Raw genomic sequence first — 19,456 nt, 5'->3', positions numbered from 1 at the left:
ATGAAAGAAAAGTAATCAAATAGAACAAAAAAACTTATAAGCTATTGATATAATGTAGGATCTAGCACATTTGCCTCTTGAAACCCGCGCGCACGAAATGTGCAACTATCACACACGCCGCAGGCTGCTTTTTGAGAATCTAATTGATAACAAGACACCGTTAATCCGTAATCAACACCGAGCTTCACCCCCGTTTTAATAATGTCACTTTTGGTCATCGTCAGTAATGGGGCGTGAATGGTGAATCGTTGCCCCTCAGTACCTGCTTTGGTAGCAATATTCGCAAGGTTTTGAAACGCTTCGATAAACTCGAAACGACAATCAGGATAATTTGAATAATCAACGGCATTCGCACCAATAAATAGATCATAAGCCCCTAACACTTCTGCATAACCAAGTGCAATCGACAAGAAGATCGTATTTCGAGCCGGGACATACGTTACAGGGATGGATGTGGTTTCTTGAAACGAAGGGACAGCAATCGCATCGTCGGTTAAGGCTGAGCCGCCAAACTGGCCCAGATCAAGATGAACCATCTTATGCTCGTTTACTCCCATTGTGGCTGCAATGTCTCGAGCAGCCTCTAATTCAGGGCTATGTTTTTGCCCATATGAAAAACTCAATGCATAGCACTGAAATCCTGAGTCTTTTGCAATAGCAAGACACGTTGCAGAATCCAATCCACCAGATAATAAAATAACAGCTTTTTTCATTGTTCGTTCATTAAGCGCATAATTTTACCATTATAGCGAATTTATCCTAAATTCGGCAATTGAATCGTCGCGAGAGCAGCTAATGTGCTAAATCTTCTACACATCTTTGAAAACCAAGTCCCGCTCTACTCTTCGACGTTCCATGGAATCCAGGGGTACTGCGTTAAAACACTGGACCCCGGGTCAAGCCACGGGCGTAGGTTTAAGATGTGATCAAGAGACCAGGCTTTATGTGAGGGATCCAGGCTCTGCCAAAATTGTCCAAAAGGTATTTATTAAGCACGGCATAGTCTTCACCACATTTGCCACCTATCACAAATTAAGGCTAAAATGAACCCCCAAATTCCACAGGATGAGACCTATATGATGGCTGACATTTTCCCGGTGATTCTAGCAGGTGGTTCTGGTACAAGACTTTGGCCTTTGTCACGAAAAAACTTTCCTAAGCAGTTTCTAAACTTACAAAACGACACCTCGCTACTACAACAAACAATGCAGCGAGTCATGAATCTTCCGATAAATCAATCCGTTGTGGTTTGCAATGAAGCGCATTATTTTTTATCACAAGAGCAATTACAAAGTTTTGATGCATCTCCCACTTATCTATTAGAACCTTGCCCCCGAAATACCGCACCGGCCATTGCCTCTACTGCTCACTTTCTAAGTCAAAAATATGGTCGCGATGCCATGATGATTCTTTTGCCATCCGATCATTGGATAAGTGATGCTAACGCCTTTCAAGATGCCATTCTTAAAGGCACTCAAATTGCTCAACACCATGACACCATTGTCACCTTTGGTATTAAACCCACTAGTCCTAAAACGGGTTATGGCTATATTGAAGCCCAAGAAGTGTTTGGTAATGAAGCGTTTCGTGTTAAGCGCTTTTGCGAAAAACCTAATGAGCAAACTGCAAAACTGTTTATTGAATCCGGAAATTTTTACTGGAATAGTGGCATGTTTGCAGGTCGCGCTGGGATTTGGCTGGATGAGCTTAAGACTCATGCTTCGGATATTTATGATGCTTCTTTCGAAGCGGTTGCCAAAGGCCAGGTTGCGCATGATTTTTTGCGTCTAGATGCCCAATCATTTAGCCAATGCCACAGTGAATCCATTGATTACGCGATTATGGAGAAAACGGATAAAGCCTGCGTTATTCCCGTTGACTTGCAATGGAGTGATCTAGGGGATTGGACGGCCGTGGCTGAAACGAATGTCTTAGATGAAAATGGCAATGCGTTACAAGGAAATGTGATCGCAAAAGAAAGTAAAAACTGCCTCATCAGCAGTGAGCGAACCTTAGTTACCACATTAGGAATTCAAGACCAAATTATTGTAGCCACAGGAGATGCCGTTTTGGTCGCCGACAAGCGCTACTCACAACAAGTCAAAGACATCGTTCATTCTTTATCAGAAGAACATCGCCAATTGGCAGACGATCACTTATGTGTTTCTCGCCCCTGGGGATTTTATGAAATATTGGCTGAAGGACCTACCTTTAAAGTAAAACGTTTAATGGTAAAGCCAGGTGCCCGATTATCGTTACAAATGCACCAGCATCGAGCTGAGCATTGGGTCGTGGTAGGTGGAATTGCCGAAGTGGTCAATGGACAAGAAACAATGCAACTAAGCGTTAATCAATCAACCTACATTCCTCAAAAAACCTTACATCGGTTAAGTAATCCCCATCATGAGCCGTTGTATGTGATTGAAGTCCAAAGCGGCGAATATCTTGGAGAGGATGACATTACTCGCTATGACGATGCTTATCATCGTCAAGTGGAAGTGGTTTAGTTGGGATCAGGGATCAGGGATCAGGGATCAGGAGGTCGGGTGGTACAAAGAGTTGAAGAACTTAAAGTATTTCAGCGTGCTTATAAGATTTCGTTGGAAATACATAAAGTAAGCTTGCAATTTCCACAAATAGAACAATTTTCATTAGCAGACCAAATAAGGCGAGCAAGCAAAAGCATATGCTCTAATCTTGCTGAAGGGTTTGCGAAACAAAAATCAAAAGTAGAATTTAGGCGATATATCTACATTTCATTAGGTTCTACTGATGAGATGCGGATATGGTTAAGATACTGTTTTGATCTTGGATACATAGAGAAGTCTATTTGGCAAGCCTGGAGAGATGAATATGAACAGATAGCCAAGATGCTAGTTGGACTAATTAAACATCAGACTAACGCCTTGATACTTGATACCTGAAACCTGAAACCTGAAACCTGACCAAGCCAGGGGTCAATTTGATTTAATTATAACCAATGGATTGTTTTTCCACCTCATGCTATGTTATAAATTAGTACACTTTGTACTTTTCAAACATAAAAGCAAAAAGGAAAAACGTTTTGGATTCAAAGAGCAGCCCTGAGCATGGCGCCAATAAGGTAATCGTCGAACAATTAACCACGGCGATCTTTGCGTCGTTAAGCGATGAGAGTCGAGAAGCGGTTGTTTCCTTATTTCAGCAACAAGGAAAATCCTCTCTGGCTGAGCTTTTTGAAAAAGAAACACTGTCCATTTTTAGAAATCGAATACCCTTAAGAGAAGCCGTTGCTACAAAAAGTAATCGTCTTGCTGAAATTAATCCAGCCAGCTTTAAATTTTTATCACAAACACAAAAACTAGCGCTAGAAGAAGAGCTATTATTTGCTTTTTACATCTTCTCTGCCCAATACCATTTGGATGAAACCGAAGGTCGTAAAAGCAGTTTAGAAGAATTGAGTCATAAAATATTTCTTTGCTCAATGCTTATATCCGCACTGAATTTTAGTGCAAAAGCGCATTCCCCAGAAACCATGTTAAGAGAATTACGAGACCAGTTTTACGGCACCCATTGCAAATACTTGGGTTTAAGCATGGGCTATAAGTTAGGAGAAGCAGTGCATGAGTTTACTGGCGGGCAAGCGGTGGCCGTTAGAAATTTCATGAATGATATCAATGAGCGCAGACTTTATTGGGTTTGGGGCGAAGGGATGACCGCAAGCATCTTAAGCGTTTTACCCGAAACCATGGCACAACGGGATCAAGCGCAATTTGTATTAACTAGGCCTGATTATTACCTTGGAACCTTAAGCTGGTCTCTCTATTACGCTCGTTTTGGCTTAAATTTGTCTCTCTTACTCAAGCACACCTTACAAGGGCCATGGATGAGTAAAAGAGAAAAAGAACATATCCCCGCAGGAGAACGATTTCTAACTCAGTGGAACCAGCGAAAATATACTTTGTTAAATGATTTAGTCTGGGCAACGGTCAACTTAGTTACCTTTGCTTGGCTTGTCGGTAGTGGCATGCTGGGGTACTGGGGAAATGCCTTAACGGTTGGTTTACTTTTGGTGGATGCGTCGCTGACTATATGGAGAATATACGAAGAAAGCACACGATTTAATAAAGAAATGCTTCAATATCAACAAGAACTAGTTAATCTAAATTCAAAAATTGATAAAGCGAGTGGTGACGAAAAAGAAAAACTTGAGCACCACAAAAAACGCTTAATGCGCACCATCAAAGAACGGACTTTAGACTGGAAGTATCAAAAGTATCGATGGTCCTTAGATCTCACGTATTCAGTTTCCTTAGTGGTAGGATTTTTTGTGGCCTGTGCTTTCTTAATTCCTCCAGGTATTTTAGTGGCTCCTACGGCTCTTGTTATTATGTTAGCAGGAGCGGCAATTTGTTTTGCTTTAACGGTTGCCTACTCGGCTGTTTCAGGTTTTATTGATATTCTTCACAGCAAGGCGAAAGGAAAAACCGCCAAAGAGGAATGTTTGGCTCTCTTAGAGGAATTTAAGGGCTCCAAAGATGAATCGTATAAAAAACTCTTGTATTTAGAAATCAAGCGCCTTACGGCTAGCTCCGAGCACAGCGCCAATGTAGTCAGTTTTCAGAAAAAACAAGTGATCCGAGCTGTATTTATTGATTTGATGATTCCTGCTTTGGTGCTAACGACATTATTGTTTTTACCCTTACCGATAGGACTTGGCGTATTAGCCGCAGGGTTTGCACTAGCCGCTTTATCTGGCATGCTGCTTAATCGCTATAAACCTAAAGAAGGAAGCCTTCCTGAATTTGATGAGGGTGAATATCAAGCGTTTCTAAAAAACCCAACGATCGCTCCAGTCAAGTCGTCTGACACTTCCATCACGTCAAATGGACTTTTTAGTGGGGATAAGAGAAGCGATTCAAATGATCAATCGACTGAAGCACAAAGTCCCGAGGATTTTCCAAACGGTGTGACTGAGCCAAGACTGTAAGGGAGTGTTCTGAAAAATCGTTAGCCATCGTATATTGTGGTGTGAAGGGCTTCATTGAGTCTAGCTCAATTTTACGCCACACGAACCCACTCATGGCTAGCCGACTGGCCTGGGGCAGAAAATACTTTAACCACGATTTTTTCAATGCGATGTCGTTGCAACTCGGCTTCGTCTTTAATTAATTCATTCACAAACCAACGTGAAAGTTCTTCTACGGTAATGTTGCTTAAAGGCATTAAGGTCACATCTTCTTTCAAAAAAGGAATGCGCTTTTGATTAAAGGTGAAATAAAAATATTCCTCATCCTCCTCCTTGGTCATAAACGGGGAGAATTCTGGCATCAGAAACGTTTGATTAAGGTGGCGGCATAATTTATGAATTCGTTCTTTATAATAGCGATAATCAAACGTCATGCCGTTGTCTTCAACCCACGTGGTTAAAGCCAGATAAACGCCGTAATGATGCCCGTGAAGGGGTTCACGTTCTGTAGCGGAAAAAATGGTTGTGTGGCCGGCAGAAAATTTCATGGATTCTTTCTGCAATTCAACCGTCGTTAAATATTTGCCCATGTTCGTATGCCTCTTTAAAGACTGCTTCGCTTATCAAATAACTGAAAGCCAGATAATGGCTCATCAAATCTTTTCCCCAATGCCATCACTTTGAAAAGCTCACCCATTTCACTCTCTTGCAACAAGAGCTTCACGGCTTGGGTGTGTTTAACGCGTTCCGTTTCACTGGCTACGTCGGTTAAAAAATCAAGGATTCGATTGGCCAATAAAAACGCCGCTTGATTAGTATATCCTAAGATTTGAAACCCCGCGTCAACCGCTGCTTCCGCTACGTGCGTAAAATCCACATGCGCTGTGATGTCTTCTTCGCCTGGATGCGCCAGAGGATTTGTATGTGATTGATGCTGATAATGACACATCAATGTACCCATTTGGCGATCAGGATGGTAATATTCCTGCCTTGGGAAGCCATAATCCAAGATGAGGACTACGCCATGCAGAAGGATCGTTGAAGCAGCGTTTATCCACCCATTGATAAACAAATTAACTTCGGACTGATAAGGATTGGATACGGATGGTAGCCTAGTTTCTATATGATGGATTAATCGCTCGTTTTCAGAGGGTTTATATATTTCTTTCAACTTTCCCTCTGAATCAAGGCTAATATGGCTCTCTAATAGCTGAGATTTCTCCACTACGAAGCGATTAACCGGCATGGCATCAAGTACCTCATTGGCTATCAAAATCCCGTTAAAGGGCTTTTCAGGCCATTTAGAAAGCCATTGCACGCGAGAAGCCAAGTCAGGAAGTTGTTCTTGAATAAGTACTTCTTGGCGGTAGCGTAAATTGGGGCTAACTTCAAGAATATAATAAACCTCTGGTAAGCAAACTAATGCGTTTAAGCGAGTCAATATATCCACACACAGTCGGCCTGAACCCGCGCCAAATTCAAGAATACTAGGTGATTCGAGCTCACGTAAAATGGGTTCACACTGATTAGCCAACGCATAGCCAAAGAACGGTGTTAATTCAGGTGCCGTTACAAAATCACCACCACGACCAAATTTTGGCAAACCGGCGCTGTAATAACCAAATTTAGGATGATAGAGCGCAAGATGCATATATTCCGCAAAGGAGATATCCCCTTTTTCTCGGATTTGATTGGAAATTCGTTCAATTAAGCTCATATAATTAAACTATCAACTCTACATTAAGTTTATGTTAACCGAGTCGCGCAGGGCTAAGCATGAAAAAATATACCGTCATTGCGAACGAAGTGAAGCAATCCAGTACAGGATTTCAACGGAGCATCGATCTGGATTGCTTCGCTAGTGCTCGCAAAGACGAGTTATTTTCCGTATTGAGTTAAAAACAACCTTTTTCATGCGTAGACCCTAGCAAGTAGCACAATATTAAATCTGTAACTTAATGGCAATTAAGAGATATAACCATGCAAAAAAAACAGGACCATACCTTGGTTAAACCCCATATACAAGCACCTGTTGCGTTAATCACGGGGGCGGCTCGACGAATTGGAGCAGCCACTGCTGAGTATTTGCATAAGCAAGGCTTTCGTGTGCTCATTCATTATTTGCAATCAAAAAAAGAAGCAGAAAGCCTATCAAAAAGACTGAATGATACAAGAAATAACAGTGCAAAGATAGTTTCAGGCGATCTTCTTGTCAAAGAAACAGCGAAACGATTAATTCAGGAAGCCATGGACTGGGCTGGCCGATTGGATGCGTTGGTGAATAACGCGTCACTTTTTAAGCCTACTGACTTTAGCAAACCGAATGAGGGCGATTGGGAGGCGTTGTTTGTCGCCAATGTGCGCGCCCCTTTTTGGCTTAGCCTTGAGGCTTATCCTTATCTTTCAGAAACGAAAGGATGCATCATTAATATTACTGACATTCATAGCGACAAACCTTTAAAAGGGTATGCGGTTTATTGCCAAACCAAAGCGGCATTAAACATGCAAACGAAAGCGCTTGCACGAGAATTTGCGCCTCTTGTTCGAGTCAATGCCGTCGCACCTGGCGCCATTGTCTGGCCAGAAGAAGACAATACACTCACACCTGATTTAAAAGCGAAGATTATTAATGCTACCCCACTAAAACAACATGGTGACCCTATATATATTGCTCAAGCAGTGTGCTCGCTGATTGATAATCCATTTATTACGGGTGAAATCTTGCGCGTTGATGGCGGTCGGAGTATTGTGTAGCTAGGGTATGTTTATAACCTCCTAACTAAAGGAGCATACTATGGAAAAGCATTACCTTGAGGCGGTATCTATGCTAGAAATAGCAGCCCAGCATGCTTATTGCGCTGAGCACTTATTACAGCAAAACGCTGAAGTTTCCTTTGATGATCATTTAAGTGTTGATGCTTTATTGCCTGTAACATCGCTTATCTACCTTGCTTTTGAGTTGACCTTAAAAGCATTTTTACTCCATGAACATCGTCCCGTTAGACAACATGTAAAACTAATTGAGCTGATAGAATTAAACGATCATCTCGGTCTTTCAAAGCACGAAATGGAATTAGTCACCACCTTATGTCGTGTACAAGCGTTTCGTAAGGGTGTGGATTATATGATTTGGGAAAATCGTCAGCAACTGCAAGTATTTTGCGAGCAAGCGATGGGACTGTACTCAAGACTCCATCATGTCGTGCCCTTAGAATTACAGCAAGAGTATCAATAATTCTATTGGAGCGCTTGACCAAACCAGCCCGACTGCCCCCGACCTAATCCGATTTATTCGGGTCACCTAAGAGATGGCCTGAACAAGTCAGGCCAAGTAGGCGGGGGTTCTGAGATCACCCTTCTACCTAACCGGATTAATCCTTCCTACCTGGCCGATTGCCCAATCCTTCCTGGCCCGACTAATATACCCCTACATGGCCCGACTCGTTCGGGCCATCTCCAGGCCTGCGCATCAACAAATTTGCAATCCAATCGGGGACCCATATTAAGAATATTATTCGAGGGCGCTCTCTTATCGAAAAAAATACTGTAAATAGGTAAACACCAGAAGAAACCCAACGGCGATATAAATAACCGCCACGGTGGTTTTATTTTTGAAAATTTCCTTATCGGTAAATATTTTTTTATTTAAAGCCGCATTGATTTTATAAAGCGTTGCCGGTGCAAAAATCATCATGAGTCCTATTGCAATGATGAGTACTCCTACGACTAACAACGCGATCATTCATTTATCCTTAAAGATCTGGGCTAAGCAGCCAGAATAAAAATACCCCGCCTTGAAAAGCGGGGCTTAAAATAGTTATGCATTATAGCGATTAAGTTTCATGAACTCTTGCTGTAGCGGTTTTTCCAGATGTGGCTTCAGTAATCGTACAAGTAGCAACGCCACCGGTGAAGGTAACCGCGGTTGTACCACTGGTATAGCCATCTGGCAATCCACCAGCTAATACGCCAGTAGCAATTTGTGTACAAGTTTGACCCGTAGTTGTGAAACAACTCGCAGACCCAGCTTTACAAGCTGCCAAATTGATTGCACTAGCTGAAGTCAAGCCTCCTGCGACGCCTTTCGCTCCAGCTTCGCCGGCCTCATCGGTCAGGTCAATATAGTTTGGCACGGCTACTGCCGCAAGGATTCCAAGAATCACAATCACTACCACAAGTTCCATCAAAGTAAAACCAGATTGTCTTTTCATTGTAGTGATCCTCTAAATATGTTGATTCCATACTATAAATTTAGTACGGACTTCCATATTATTCAAGTAACTTAAAAATCTCCTATAAACTCTTGCTTTGTCCAAAAGAGAGAAAGCAAGAGTTTTATAATTAGATAATTAAAATTAACTTATGCGCCCACTTATACACCCGGAACTGCATAATTATCTAATGAAGAACTTCCATACGTTATCTTGCATCCGGAAGTAGTTCCATCAGCAACTGTTACACCTGATGGCCAAGCCCCACCGACAAATAACGTTTTGTGAGCATCACAATCCGCTAAAGTCGCACATGTGCCTCCACCACTTTGACAAGCGTAATAATTGACTTTGGCAGCTTCAGCTATATCAGATGCTAATTTTGCTAAAACATTTGCTTCAGCATCGGTGCCTATGTTGTTATAAGTCGCTGCTGTACCTACGGCTATTGCGCCTACAATAGCGATACCTAATGCTACTTCCATTAACCCATAACCAAGGCTTTTTTTCATTTTCATTTTCATCTTCAAATCCCCTTCCAAAATGAAAACATATAGATAGGAACATCTATATATAATAAAAATAGTACATGTTTAAAAATTATACAAGTAAACCACAGTTATTTTTTTGGTTATTTGTTCTATTGTGCGGTAGGTAACCTTCTATCGTTTTAATGCCTTGCCCGCGAAGTCCCACATTGGCATATATACGCCTAAGGCCAAAATAAGAACCATACCAGCCACAATGACTATCATAATTGGCTCAATGTAATCATTAAATCGAGCTAAATCATATTCAATATCCCGTTGATAAAAATCAGCCGCATCATTTAATAGCTCATCAATACGTCCTGTTTCTTCTCCAAGTGATATCATTTGTAAGACCAACGGAGGAAAAAGTTTGGTTTGCGCAAGAGAGGTTGCAATGGTATTGCCTCGTCCAATAGATTGAGTCACCGATTGGATTTTTGCTGCAAAGTAGGCATTATTCGTAGACTTACCAACCAAATTAATCCCTTCAACGGCACTTAACCCCGCTCTTAAAACTAAAGCAAAAAGCCGTGTAAAACGCGACAAAATAATGCGATGAATGAGCCAGCCAAAAATAGGTATTTTTAATTGCCACTTAGACCACGCGATTGCCCCATCGGGCGTTTTTATGTAATATCTAAAGCCATAAATGAGAGCAATTAAGCCTATCAATACGACATACCAGTAATTAATAAAAAAATTGGCAACGTATACTAAAATTAGTGTTGGCAAAGGAAGCTCTGCATGAAATGATTCAAACATTTTAGCGAATGCAGGAATAACAAATACTGTAACTCCAATGACAGCACAAAAAGTCACAAAAGAAACAATTAAAGGGTAACGCATAGCCTTTTTTAACTTTTTACCGGTTTCAATTTCTAATAACATATATTCAGATAGATGATAAAAGACCTCATCTAATTTTCCAATTTCCTCTCCGAGCTTAACAAGATTAATAAAAAAATCAGAAAAAACTTTCGGAAAGCGCCTCATCGAGGCATGTAGGCTTTGTCCCTCATTTAAACCCACTAAAATTTGCTGAAGCGTTTTTGCAAGCTCTTTATCATGGGTAGATTCAGCAAGCCTTGCGATGGCTATGGCTAATGGAATTCCCGACTTAATAAGCGTATACATCTGTCGGCAAAACATTTGTAACTCTTCTTTCGCGACTTGTTTTTTAAAGAGTCCGGATGATTTAGCAGCGGGCTGTGCAGCTTGGATTTTCGCTTTAGTAGCCTGCTCAATATCCAAAGGCATTAGCGATTCTTTTTGCAATTGCATAGCCAAATCTTCAGCCGAGCGCGCTTTTCGCACCCCTCGAACAGTGCTGCCACTCGCATCACGCGCTGTAAATTGAAAATCTGGCATGGTATGACCCAGAGCGATTAGAATTATTCTCTTTAATGATCAGTATAGGGGTATTTTAAGAAGGAATACAATTTCAAGGATTCATTAGCGGGCCTAAGTCACCGATAACTTATTCATCGGCTCAACCAAGCCTTGTTTAAATTGCCCCCAAGCAGAAATGCGAGCAATTTGGCCGTTGGGGTTAAGATACAAAATACCGCTTTTATCGCGAACACCCATAGCTGGGAAGACTAAAAGTTGGTTCAATTGGTTGGAAAGCTCATAACTATCCATTCCTAGTGCATATAAACGATTATAACTGTTTAATTGTTCGGGCCAGCTTTTATACCCTAAGTTATGCTCAAACACCCAAGGCATATCGCAAAACATAATCCCATTTAGATCGCGGTCTTTTAATGAGTTAGGATGGCCGCCATACACACTTGATGTGGAATAAACAGGAACATCACCCGCATAATAATACCGTAACAAGGGCATGATTTGACGAGCTTTGCTAGGATAAGCTAATAAAAAGACCATATCAAAATCTTGGCGACGTCTTGGTGTGGCTTCAATGTTTCGTCCAAGGGCTTCTTTTATGGCTTTTTTTCTTGCTTCACTGTTTGAAATATGTAAAAAATCGCGGATTGACTGGTTTAAATTATCGTTGGATCCATATTGTAAGGTATCCACCACGCGACCACCATTGGCACGCCACTGTTGGCTAAACGCTGCCACCACTTCATCACCCCAACCGCCTTCTGGTGCTATCACCAGTGCGCGCGTATGGCCATTTAGTCGCGCTTTAGAAGCCACCTGGCGAGCCTCATTCGTCGGGGAAAGACCAAACTGGTATGCATTCTCTTTCACATGACCATTGAGATCATTTAAAAATAAAGTAGGAACAGGATGATTTAACGAAGCCACCTTGGCCACATCGGATTTAGTTAATGGTCCAACCACATAATCCGCTCCCTCATCAAGTGCTTGCTGATATAAAACGATAGGATCGGATTGGTTCGTATCATAAAAGCGAACCGTTAACCCACCAGAATCTTGACTTCTTTTATAAGCTGCCATAAATCCATCACGAATCGCCATCCCAGGCCCTCCTAGAGAACCCGACAAAGGCAATAGTAAAGCCACTTGGCGAGGATGAGAAATGAGTTTTTGATCAAGGCTTGAGGCATTTAATAAAGAATGGGCAGGATGCGCTGTATATTGAGATTTCCAGTTTTGAATGGCTTTGACCATATCACCTGGGTTGCTATAGTCCTCGCGAGAGAGTAAGGCTAGCTCTATCCAACCTTTAAGCTCTGAACCGTCTTCTTCTTCCAAAGCTAATGTATTTAATTCCTGGGTGGGCTCTGTTGCTAAGGCAAGCCAAAGGGCACGTAAATTATTGGCTTTAGAAGGCTCATCCGGTAAAAGTCTTGAGAGTTTAATGCGTTCTTCCACGGCCAGAGAAACTTTTGAGGTATTTTTATACGCCTCTGCTAAGAGTTCATGATATTGCGCCTGATAATATATCGGTAAATTCTGAATGTTTTGAATTTTAGCTAACGTTTTAACCGCTGATTGAGGCCTATCTCGAATGATTTCAATTTTGGCTAACAAAAGATTCTTTTTATCCGCTAAATCGGAAGATAAATGATTCACTCGAGATAATATAGCCTGGCCTTGCTGCCATTGGCCTTCATGAATCAAGCGGCCAGCTGCCATGATCCGCAAACGTTGTTCTTCCTCACCGCTTCTCTCTTTAGCCTGGGCCAAGTAAGTAGCAGCGGGCATGGTGTAAGGGCTCGCTAATTGTTGGTTGACTTGCATTGGGGTATCTGACACATTAGCGCAACCGGTCAGCAATAAAAAACAAAGATACAATACACTTAATTTATAGATTGAGGATTTCATTCGCTTGACCTATTTAACCCATACCCCTAAATAAGAAGAGATAGAGAATAAACTATGACAGCCTCTTCAGCAATAACCCCTGGTACGCTTTATATTGTTGCAACTCCCATTGGTAATCTCGAAGATATTAGCAAAAGAGCCATTGACACCTTACAAGCTGTGGATGTGATTTTGGCAGAAGACACGCGCCATTCACAACCATTATTGACTGCCTTGGGCATTAAAAAACCTTTAGTTTCTTTGCATGCCTTTAATGAAGCGGAAAAAAGCAAGGTGATTATTGAACAGCTGCAACAAGGTCAAAGTTACGCCTTAATCAGCGATGCAGGAACCCCATTAATCAGTGATCCCGGTTATCCTTTAGTGAAACTTGCTCGAGAAGAAGATATTTCCGTAGTTCCCATACCAGGTCCTTGTGCTTTAATCAGTGCATTAAGTGCTGCCGGTGTTCCAACCGATGTCTTTACCTTTGCAGGTTTTCTGCCCGCTAAATCTTCAGCTCGTAAGCAAGCACTTCAAAAATATAGCAAGACACTCCATACCTTAGTTTTTTATGAGTCCACTCACAGGATTGTAGATTGCCTTTCAGATATTGCAGACATTTTTGGTGAATCATGTGAACTGGTATTGGCTAAAGAACTGACCAAAACGTTTGAACGTTTTGTGACAGGCTCGTGCCTTGAGGTGAAAAACTGGTTGTTGAGCGACAAAGGACATGTCAGGGGCGAGTTTGTCTTAATCATTCCTCCTCGTCTGGCAAAGAAAGATATCCAAGAAGAAGAAACGTTGTTAACACATTTAATGGAAGAAATGCCTCTCAAACAAGCTGTGAAATTGGCTTGCAATATCACCGGAAAAAATAAAAATGAATTGTATGATTTGGCGTTAAGGTTAAATAAAGAGAAAAAAAATTGAGGGTCAGTCCTTTTTGGATGGCCGAACGAGTCGGGCCATATGAATGGAATGGGCACTTGGGGGTAGCGGGCCGTGTGGCGCGCTAGTCATGAGCTTAATCTTCTACACATCTCTGAAAATCTAGTCCAGCTCTAGTCTTCTAGGTTATGTGGCTTGATAGAGAATCCATAAGCACTGTGCTAAAACACTGGGCCACCCGGTCAAGCCGTGTGGCGTAGGCTAAAGATGTGATCAAGAGACAGAGTCCTGAGGGGGAGAAAAATTAACACCCCGAACTCACCTACTTGACCCAATCCCGCCCACTTGGCCCGACTTGTTCGGGCCATCTAGCGGTCTAATCCAACAATGCATATTAGAAGCATTCTAAGAAGAGCTCGAGTTAATAAGTAGAAGTGCGGTCTCCTCCTGGTCAGAAATCGCATCTTCTTCTTTATCCAAGTCATGATCAAGGCTCATTGATTCAGGACTAGGCAATTTAGGCTCTTCCGGTGCCTTTTTTAAGTTTAAATACCCTTTACCAAACTCATAGCCAATATATAAGACTGCTAATGCAAGTGCTGCGGGCCATGATACTGCAAAAACGCCCATAATGACCATGGGCACAATAGCACTTTTTGCCATGTGAATAATAAAATCAGACCAAGCATTTTTTACAGCCGCTATATCGTCTTTTGTGGCTAACGCTTTCTCTTCTTTATATTCATAAACGAGAGCTTTTTCTTTGTACTTTCCATACATATCGCCGGAAACATACATCGCAATGGCAAAGCAGCAAACAAAAAATGAAACGGGTACGGCCACAGGGGATGCTAACATGAGGGCGGCTGAAAAGCCTCCCATCAATAAAATAGCGGCGGTAATATTAAACCAGAAGGTCGCATTCGTTGCCTGCCAGCGAATATCAAGCAGATCCATTTGTTCAAAAATCACGGCTTGATGGTCAGGATCGTCTTTATAGTTCTCTAATTCCTGAATGTATTGCGCTCGGCGATTAAAATAGTCTTCTTCCGCTAAGCGGCGACGATACATAAGTAATGCCACATCAAACACTAAAAACGCAGCCATGGTCCAACCAGCGGCCGAGGCAGAAATTTTGAAATAATGGGCGTAGTTGGTTAACCCATTCACTGTTCCCCAGACTAAATCGTTTAGCATTTCGCAATGACGTTTATTAAATTCCTTTCGAAATCGCTCTGCCATGGGAAGCTTAGCTTCTTCGGTATTAGGAAAGAATGTGTGCTTAAGCAGTGTGCCGACATTCATGGTGAATCGAATAGCAAATAAACCTACACTAAGCACATTAAATACGCCCGTTGGCTTATCGAGCATATTGAGCATGCCGTCAATGGCTCCCCGTCTGCCTATAAGCTTACCGATTAGCTCAGACTCTTTTAAAACGATGAGCGTTTGTTGCAAAAAAATACGTGAAAAAACAATTTGCATCCTGGTTATATTGGCCAATGCAGCCATATCTTTGATTTTTGAGGAATGAAGCGGTGTTTTGGCTAGAGCGCTTAAATCTGAAGCCAGTTGCTTACCTAAGGTATTTAAATAGGACTCACTTGCTAATGTTGGTTTAGCGAATTTTTGATCTTCATAACGCGTACTTATTTCTTCGGCAAGCTGCTTATATTTTTCAGTTAATTCTTTTTTCCCGTAGGCTTTATAATAAAACTGAAGAATTAACGCGCAGTAGTAGCAGTAATACCAAAATTTATCGCGATTTTCGCCATTTTGCTGCAATGCATTAAATAAATCATTAAAATCTTGCTCAATGTCTGAAAGATAGGTTGCAGCAAAAGCATAATCCTTTTTCTTTGCCTCTTCTCGAATTAGATGTATGGTCGGGGTGGTCGTTGGCGTGGCAATTGTTTTAAAGAAGCTTTGCTTATCTTCTCGATAAGTTAATCCTTGTGATTCCGGCATAATATCCTACCCCAACCCATAACAATAATCAGCTAAAGCTTATTAAATTACATCTTGTTTAATTCGAGATCAAGACTTTTTGTATTTATTTTTTTCACATTGAGTGATTGAGCAGTAGGGAAATAAATAATCAGTGTTGTTATTTACCAATACAAAAACTCGAAAATATCTTGCCAAGCAAATCATCCGCAGTAAATTCGCCGGTAATTTCACATAGCGCTTGATGCGCTTGACGAAGATCATCCGCTAAGAGTTCTCCTGCTCGATAAGTCATTAATTGCTCACGGCCGGATTCTAAGAACGCTTCGGCATCCTCGAGCGCTTTAAGATGTCTTCTGCGTGCTAAAAATTGTCCTTCATTGGGATGATAACCGACCACGTCTTTAATTTTTGCAATTAAAAGCGAAAGTCCAACACCTGATTTGGCTGAAAGATACACCGCATTAGGCTCCGTTTTGGGCTCCAAGCCAAGCGCATCAATTTTGTTGTACACACGAATAATAGGAACCTGGTTGGGCAAAGCTTCTCGGATATCAGCATCCAATTGATTCACTTCAGGCTCTGCTGCTTTCGTATCAATCATGAATAACACACAATCAGCGCGCTTTACTTCTTGCCAAGCGCGCTTAATGCCCTCTTGTTCGATGAGATCAGAACTTTCATGAAGCCCTGCTGTATCAATGAGGTGAACGGGGATATCATCTAAGACAACATGCTCTCGCATGACATCCCTGGTGGTTCCTGCCACATCGGTAACAATGGCCACGTCGCGGCCAGATAAGGCGTTAATTAACGTGGATTTTCCTGCATTTGGGCGACCGGCAATCACAATGGATAACCCTTCCCGAAGCATAGCACCTTGTGTTGCGTTTTTACGGATATGAAACAGATCAGCCATAATCTCATGAAGCATCGTTTCGATTTTACCATCCGCTAAAAAATCGATTTCTTCTTCAGGAAAATCAATGGCTGCTTCCACATAAAGCCGAAGATGAATAATTTTATCATTCAACGCATGAATCGTTTGTGAAAACTCTCCTTGCAAAGAGCGAACAGCCATCCGTGCAGCCGTCTCGGAACTTGCGTGGATTAAATCCGCAATGGCTTCAGCTTGAGTGAGATCCATTTTGTCGTTTAAAAATGCACGCTCAGAAAATTCACCAGGGCGAGCAAGACGGGCACCAAAATGGCAAGCTTCGGCGAGTAAACGGTCAAGTACGATGGGCGCACCATGCACTTGAAATTCCACCACATCTTCCCCGGTAAAAGAATGTGGAGCTGGGAAATATAGCACCAATCCTTCGTCCACCAACGTTTGATGACGGTCATGAAACAAACAAAAATGAGCCATTCTCGGAGTAAGCTCTGCTTTTCCTGTTAAGGCGTTTGCAATAGCTGTGGCTTTAGGCCCTGAAAGTCGGATAATACCCACTCCGCCTCGACCGGGCGGAGTAGCGATGGCTGCAATGGTTTCGGTGCTCATTTATTGGCAGCGGCTAACTTCTTATTATTGGGTTTTTCATCACTGTATTTACGAGTGATGTACCATTGTTGCAAAATCGATAGCGTGTTATTCACAATCCAGTACAGCACAAGACCTGCTGGGAAATTCCAGAACAGCGCTGTAAACAGAATGGGTAAAAACATCATGACTTTTGCTTGAGTTGGATCCGGTGGCGCAGGATTTAGTTTTTGCTGAATTAACATGGTAGCGCCCATGATGATGGGAAGCACATGATAAGGATCTGCTGAGGCTAAATCATGAATCCAAAAAATGAACGGTGCTTGACGTAATTGCACACTCTCTAATAAAACCCAATAGAGCGCGATAAAGACTGGAATTTGAATCAAAATAGGCAAACAACCGCCCAATGGGTTCACTTTTTCTTGACGATACAACTCCATGGTAGCCTGGCTTATTTTAGCCTTATCATCACCAAATCGCTCACGCAACGCCTGAAGCTTAGGCTGTAATTTTCGCATGGCCGCCATCGATTTGTAACTGGTGGCTGATAAGCGATAAAACGCTAATTTAATCAATACCGTCACCAAGACAATGGTCCAACCCCAGTTTCCAACTACCGAATGAATCCCTTTCATGATCCAAAAAAGGAATGAGGAAAGAAACCATAACCACCCGTAATCAATGGTTAAATCAAGGCTTGGTGCGGCTGCACTTAATTGGTCATCCAATTCAGGCCCAACGTATAAATTAGCACCTACTGTTTCCGTTTCATTAGGAGAAACGACAATGGGTTTTGTCACCATGCCAATGGTGTAATCATTATCTAATGAACGGGTATAGAAGCGATTGGTGGTATCGACTAATGGGATCCAAGCGCTTAAGAAATAATGCTGCTGCATAGCTACCCAGCCGCCTTCGGATTTAACATCCAGGTTGCTTTTTGCCATGTTGCTGAAGGGTACTTTTTGATAACGATGTTGCCCAGGAACGGAATATGAAGCGCCCGTATATGATCCAATATGAAAAATGCTCGATTTATCTTCTTTAGGAGAGCTACGCAACAATTGCGCATTCATATGCCCTTTCCAGGGAGAATCCTCTTCATTGGTCAGGTGATAGCGAACCTCAATTAAATAGCTGCCTTTTGTGAAGATAAATTCTTTTTTAGCGTGCAGCCCATTCGCTTGGCCGTTTAAGGTTACCGTTAATTTTTTCTCATCCGAAGCCAACTGATAAAAATCTTTTTCAGCCGTAAAATTAAAATCGAGATTATCGACCTCATGACCACGAACCACAAATAAGCTACTATTGGCTACATATTGTTCGTTTTTATTATCTTGAAGCAAGGTAATCGGGCGGTCTTCTTCAACACTTACGGGGTAATCCAATAATTTAGCTTGAACGATGTCTCCATGTTTAAGATCAATCTCTAAGTCAAGCACATCCGTTTTAACCGAAATATCTTTTACTGACTTGGTTTCTACGGGCGAACTTTCTGTTGGGGCAACAGGCTCTTCTTGATGTGGACTCATTTTAGGCAATAAGCGATCATCGGCCGCTTGAGGTTTAGCAGCTCCGCTCATAGCCGTTTGGGTCACAGCAGCGGGTGGCGGATAATCAGCTTGCCAGCTTGTCCATAACAAATAAACAACCAGGGCTAGTGCCGCATATAATATAAATCGTCGAGTATCCATCAATGTTTCTCTTTGGTGTTTGGTAATACAGGATCATAACCGCCAGGCGACCATGGATGGCAGCGTAAAAGACGGCGAACGGTCATTAAAAGCCCTTTGCATGCCCCGTGGTGATCAATAGCCTCTAGTGCGTATTGAGAGCAACTTGGGTAATAGCGGCAACAGGGTTTAATAAGAGGGCTTATAATATACTGATAAAGCCTAATAGGAACACAAATTACTTGTTGCATAAAGCGAATAACCTGTCCCATGCTTTACCTAATTTGATTGAAAGCGTTGGTTTATCTAATTGAGCCACACCGCTTCTGGCCAAAACAACCACATCAACTGCCGGCAACGCACATGTTCGAAAGCTCTCACGAAGCAATCGCTTCAAACGATTGCGATCATGCGATTTAGGAACAGCTTTCTTCGATAAAGCTAAACCAAGCCTCGCATGATCTAGGCAATTTGTTCGGTATAAAAAAATGAACTCAGGGGTTATCATTTTTTTCGCCTGTGCAAACACG

General features: G+C 42.0%; 20 protein-coding genes. 7 read left to right on the top strand and 13 right to left on the bottom strand.

Annotated elements, in window-relative coordinates:
- Positions 1–41 precede the first annotated feature (41 nt).
- Positions 42–713 (bottom strand): 7-cyano-7-deazaguanine synthase QueC, encoded by a 672-nt coding sequence (gene queC, locus E1O41_RS08945; protein WP_131776974.1) that lies wholly within the window; start codon positions 711–713, stop codon positions 42–44.
- 363 nt (positions 714–1,076) lie between these two features.
- Between queC and E1O41_RS08940 the strand changes: the two genes are divergently transcribed.
- The 3 genes from E1O41_RS08940 (at position 1,077) to E1O41_RS08935 (ending at position 4,969) form a co-directional block, all read left to right on the top strand.
- Positions 1,077–2,507 (top strand): mannose-1-phosphate guanylyltransferase/mannose-6-phosphate isomerase, encoded by a 1,431-nt coding sequence (locus tag E1O41_RS08940; RefSeq protein WP_131776973.1) that lies wholly within the window; start codon positions 1,077–1,079, stop codon positions 2,505–2,507.
- Between the two features lie 39 nt (positions 2,508–2,546).
- Positions 2,547–2,924, top strand: a complete 378-nt coding sequence (locus tag E1O41_RS11845; protein ID WP_188668216.1) for a four helix bundle protein — start codon at positions 2,547–2,549, stop codon at positions 2,922–2,924.
- Positions 2,925–3,064: 140 nt separating this feature from the next.
- Positions 3,065–4,969, top strand: coding sequence for a hypothetical protein (locus E1O41_RS08935; protein ID WP_131776972.1), 1,905 nt, complete (start codon positions 3,065–3,067; stop codon positions 4,967–4,969).
- Between the two features lie 71 nt (positions 4,970–5,040).
- On the opposite strand, the gene E1O41_RS08930 is transcribed toward E1O41_RS08935, so the two are convergent.
- Both E1O41_RS08930 and E1O41_RS08925 read right to left on the bottom strand, forming a co-directional pair.
- Positions 5,041–5,538 (bottom strand): 6-pyruvoyl trahydropterin synthase family protein, encoded by a 498-nt coding sequence (locus E1O41_RS08930; RefSeq protein ID WP_131776971.1) that lies wholly within the window; start codon positions 5,536–5,538, stop codon positions 5,041–5,043.
- A 14-nt stretch (positions 5,539–5,552) separates the two neighbouring features.
- A complete protein-coding gene (locus E1O41_RS08925) occupies positions 5,553–6,665 on the bottom strand; it encodes a class I SAM-dependent methyltransferase (RefSeq protein WP_131776970.1) in 1,113 nt (370 codons plus the stop codon).
- A 59-nt stretch (positions 6,666–6,724) separates the two neighbouring features.
- Here E1O41_RS08925 and E1O41_RS11975 point away from each other — a divergent pair, with 59 nt between their 5' ends.
- From E1O41_RS11975 to E1O41_RS08915, 3 genes are all read left to right on the top strand, one after another.
- Positions 6,725–6,847: a hypothetical protein gene (locus E1O41_RS11975; RefSeq protein WP_268237656.1), complete on the top strand. Its 123-nt coding sequence runs from the start codon at positions 6,725–6,727 to the stop codon at positions 6,845–6,847.
- A gap of 81 nt (positions 6,848–6,928) precedes the next feature.
- Positions 6,929–7,702, top strand: coding sequence for a pteridine reductase (locus E1O41_RS08920; RefSeq protein WP_131776969.1), 774 nt, complete (start codon positions 6,929–6,931; stop codon positions 7,700–7,702).
- Positions 7,703–7,742: 40 nt separating this feature from the next.
- Positions 7,743–8,183 (top strand): hypothetical protein, encoded by a 441-nt coding sequence (locus tag E1O41_RS08915; protein WP_131776968.1) that lies wholly within the window; start codon positions 7,743–7,745, stop codon positions 8,181–8,183.
- A gap of 294 nt (positions 8,184–8,477) precedes the next feature.
- On the opposite strand, the gene E1O41_RS08910 is transcribed toward E1O41_RS08915, so the two are convergent.
- From E1O41_RS08910 to E1O41_RS08890, 5 genes are all read right to left on the bottom strand, one after another.
- The gene (locus E1O41_RS08910; protein WP_131776967.1) at positions 8,478–8,690 is read right to left on the bottom strand and encodes a hypothetical protein; all 213 of its coding nucleotides are present in this window, start codon (positions 8,688–8,690) and stop codon (positions 8,478–8,480) included.
- A 91-nt stretch (positions 8,691–8,781) separates the two neighbouring features.
- On the bottom strand, positions 8,782–9,159 hold the full coding sequence (locus E1O41_RS11970) for a prepilin-type N-terminal cleavage/methylation domain-containing protein (RefSeq protein ID WP_131776966.1): 378 nt from the start codon (positions 9,157–9,159) through the stop codon (positions 8,782–8,784).
- Between the two features lie 161 nt (positions 9,160–9,320).
- Positions 9,321–9,683, bottom strand: coding sequence for a type II secretion system protein (locus E1O41_RS08900; protein ID WP_131776965.1), 363 nt, complete (start codon positions 9,681–9,683; stop codon positions 9,321–9,323).
- Positions 9,684–9,821: 138 nt separating this feature from the next.
- On the bottom strand, positions 9,822–11,057 hold the full coding sequence (locus E1O41_RS08895; RefSeq protein WP_131776964.1) for a type II secretion system F family protein: 1,236 nt from the start codon (positions 11,055–11,057) through the stop codon (positions 9,822–9,824).
- 93 nt (positions 11,058–11,150) lie between these two features.
- Entirely contained in the window at positions 11,151–12,947 is a 1,797-nt protein-coding gene (locus E1O41_RS08890) for a penicillin-binding protein activator (protein WP_131776963.1), read from the bottom strand.
- A 54-nt stretch (positions 12,948–13,001) separates the two neighbouring features.
- Here E1O41_RS08890 and rsmI point away from each other — a divergent pair, with 54 nt between their 5' ends.
- Positions 13,002–13,862 (top strand): 16S rRNA (cytidine(1402)-2'-O)-methyltransferase, encoded by an 861-nt coding sequence (rsmI, locus tag E1O41_RS08885; RefSeq protein ID WP_131776962.1) that lies wholly within the window; start codon positions 13,002–13,004, stop codon positions 13,860–13,862.
- Positions 13,863–14,225: 363 nt separating this feature from the next.
- On the opposite strand, the gene E1O41_RS08880 is transcribed toward rsmI, so the two are convergent.
- The 5 genes from E1O41_RS08880 to rnpA form a co-directional block, all read right to left on the bottom strand.
- Entirely contained in the window at positions 14,226–15,788 is a 1,563-nt protein-coding gene (locus tag E1O41_RS08880) for a hypothetical protein (RefSeq protein WP_131776961.1), read from the bottom strand.
- A gap of 139 nt (positions 15,789–15,927) precedes the next feature.
- Positions 15,928–17,271 carry a tRNA uridine-5-carboxymethylaminomethyl(34) synthesis GTPase MnmE gene (gene mnmE, locus E1O41_RS08875; protein ID WP_131776960.1) on the bottom strand — a complete coding sequence of 448 codons (1,344 nt, stop codon included), beginning with the start codon at positions 17,269–17,271 and terminating at the stop codon, positions 15,928–15,930.
- Positions 17,268–18,947 (bottom strand): membrane protein insertase YidC, encoded by a 1,680-nt coding sequence (gene yidC / locus E1O41_RS08870; protein ID WP_131776959.1) that lies wholly within the window; start codon positions 18,945–18,947, stop codon positions 17,268–17,270. The genes mnmE and yidC overlap by 4 nt, the downstream gene beginning before the upstream one ends.
- Complete coding sequence (gene yidD / locus E1O41_RS08865; RefSeq protein WP_373288404.1) at positions 18,947–19,177, bottom strand: membrane protein insertion efficiency factor YidD; 231 nt, start codon at positions 19,175–19,177, stop codon at positions 18,947–18,949. The genes yidC and yidD overlap by 1 nt, the downstream gene beginning before the upstream one ends.
- Entirely contained in the window at positions 19,165–19,455 is a 291-nt protein-coding gene (gene rnpA / locus E1O41_RS08860; protein WP_229669354.1) for a ribonuclease P protein component, read from the bottom strand. Before rnpA ends, yidD begins: the two co-directional genes overlap by 13 nt.
- Between the last annotated feature and the right edge of the window lies 1 nt (position 19,456).

This window comes from Legionella impletisoli (assembly GCF_900639875.1).
Lineage (GTDB): Bacteria > Pseudomonadota > Gammaproteobacteria > Legionellales > Legionellaceae > Legionella_A > Legionella_A impletisoli.
This window is presented reverse-complemented; position numbering and strand designations above follow the sequence as displayed.

Excerpts from the sequence above, each read along its gene's own strand:
- E1O41_RS11975 (WP_268237656.1), top strand. The coding sequence starts at position 6,725 with ATGAAAAAATATACCGTCATTGCGAACGAAGTGAAGCAATCCAGTACA.
- yidD (WP_373288404.1), bottom strand. The coding sequence starts at position 19,177 with ATGCAACAAGTAATTTGTGTTCCTATTAGGCTTTATCAGTATATTATA.
- yidC (WP_131776959.1), bottom strand. The coding sequence starts at position 18,947 with ATGGATACTCGACGATTTATATTATATGCGGCACTAGCCCTGGTTGTT.
- E1O41_RS11970 (WP_131776966.1), bottom strand. The coding sequence starts at position 9,159 with ATGAAAAGACAATCTGGTTTTACTTTGATGGAACTTGTGGTAGTGATT.
- E1O41_RS08940 (WP_131776973.1), top strand. The coding sequence starts at position 1,077 with ATGATGGCTGACATTTTCCCGGTGATTCTAGCAGGTGGTTCTGGTACA.
- E1O41_RS08880 (WP_131776961.1), bottom strand. The coding sequence starts at position 15,788 with ATGCCGGAATCACAAGGATTAACTTATCGAGAAGATAAGCAAAGCTTC.
- E1O41_RS08890 (WP_131776963.1), bottom strand. The coding sequence starts at position 12,947 with ATGAAATCCTCAATCTATAAATTAAGTGTATTGTATCTTTGTTTTTTA.
- E1O41_RS08910 (WP_131776967.1), bottom strand. The coding sequence starts at position 8,690 with ATGATCGCGTTGTTAGTCGTAGGAGTACTCATCATTGCAATAGGACTC.
- rsmI (WP_131776962.1), top strand. The coding sequence starts at position 13,002 with ATGACAGCCTCTTCAGCAATAACCCCTGGTACGCTTTATATTGTTGCA.
- E1O41_RS08925 (WP_131776970.1), bottom strand. The coding sequence starts at position 6,665 with ATGAGCTTAATTGAACGAATTTCCAATCAAATCCGAGAAAAAGGGGAT.
- queC (WP_131776974.1), bottom strand. The coding sequence starts at position 713 with ATGAAAAAAGCTGTTATTTTATTATCTGGTGGATTGGATTCTGCAACG.
- E1O41_RS08930 (WP_131776971.1), bottom strand. The coding sequence starts at position 5,538 with ATGGGCAAATATTTAACGACGGTTGAATTGCAGAAAGAATCCATGAAA.
- E1O41_RS08915 (WP_131776968.1), top strand. The coding sequence starts at position 7,743 with ATGGAAAAGCATTACCTTGAGGCGGTATCTATGCTAGAAATAGCAGCC.
- E1O41_RS08895 (WP_131776964.1), bottom strand. The coding sequence starts at position 11,057 with ATGCCAGATTTTCAATTTACAGCGCGTGATGCGAGTGGCAGCACTGTT.
- E1O41_RS08920 (WP_131776969.1), top strand. The coding sequence starts at position 6,929 with ATGCAAAAAAAACAGGACCATACCTTGGTTAAACCCCATATACAAGCA.
- mnmE (WP_131776960.1), bottom strand. The coding sequence starts at position 17,271 with ATGAGCACCGAAACCATTGCAGCCATCGCTACTCCGCCCGGTCGAGGC.
- E1O41_RS08900 (WP_131776965.1), bottom strand. The coding sequence starts at position 9,683 with ATGAAAATGAAAATGAAAAAAAGCCTTGGTTATGGGTTAATGGAAGTA.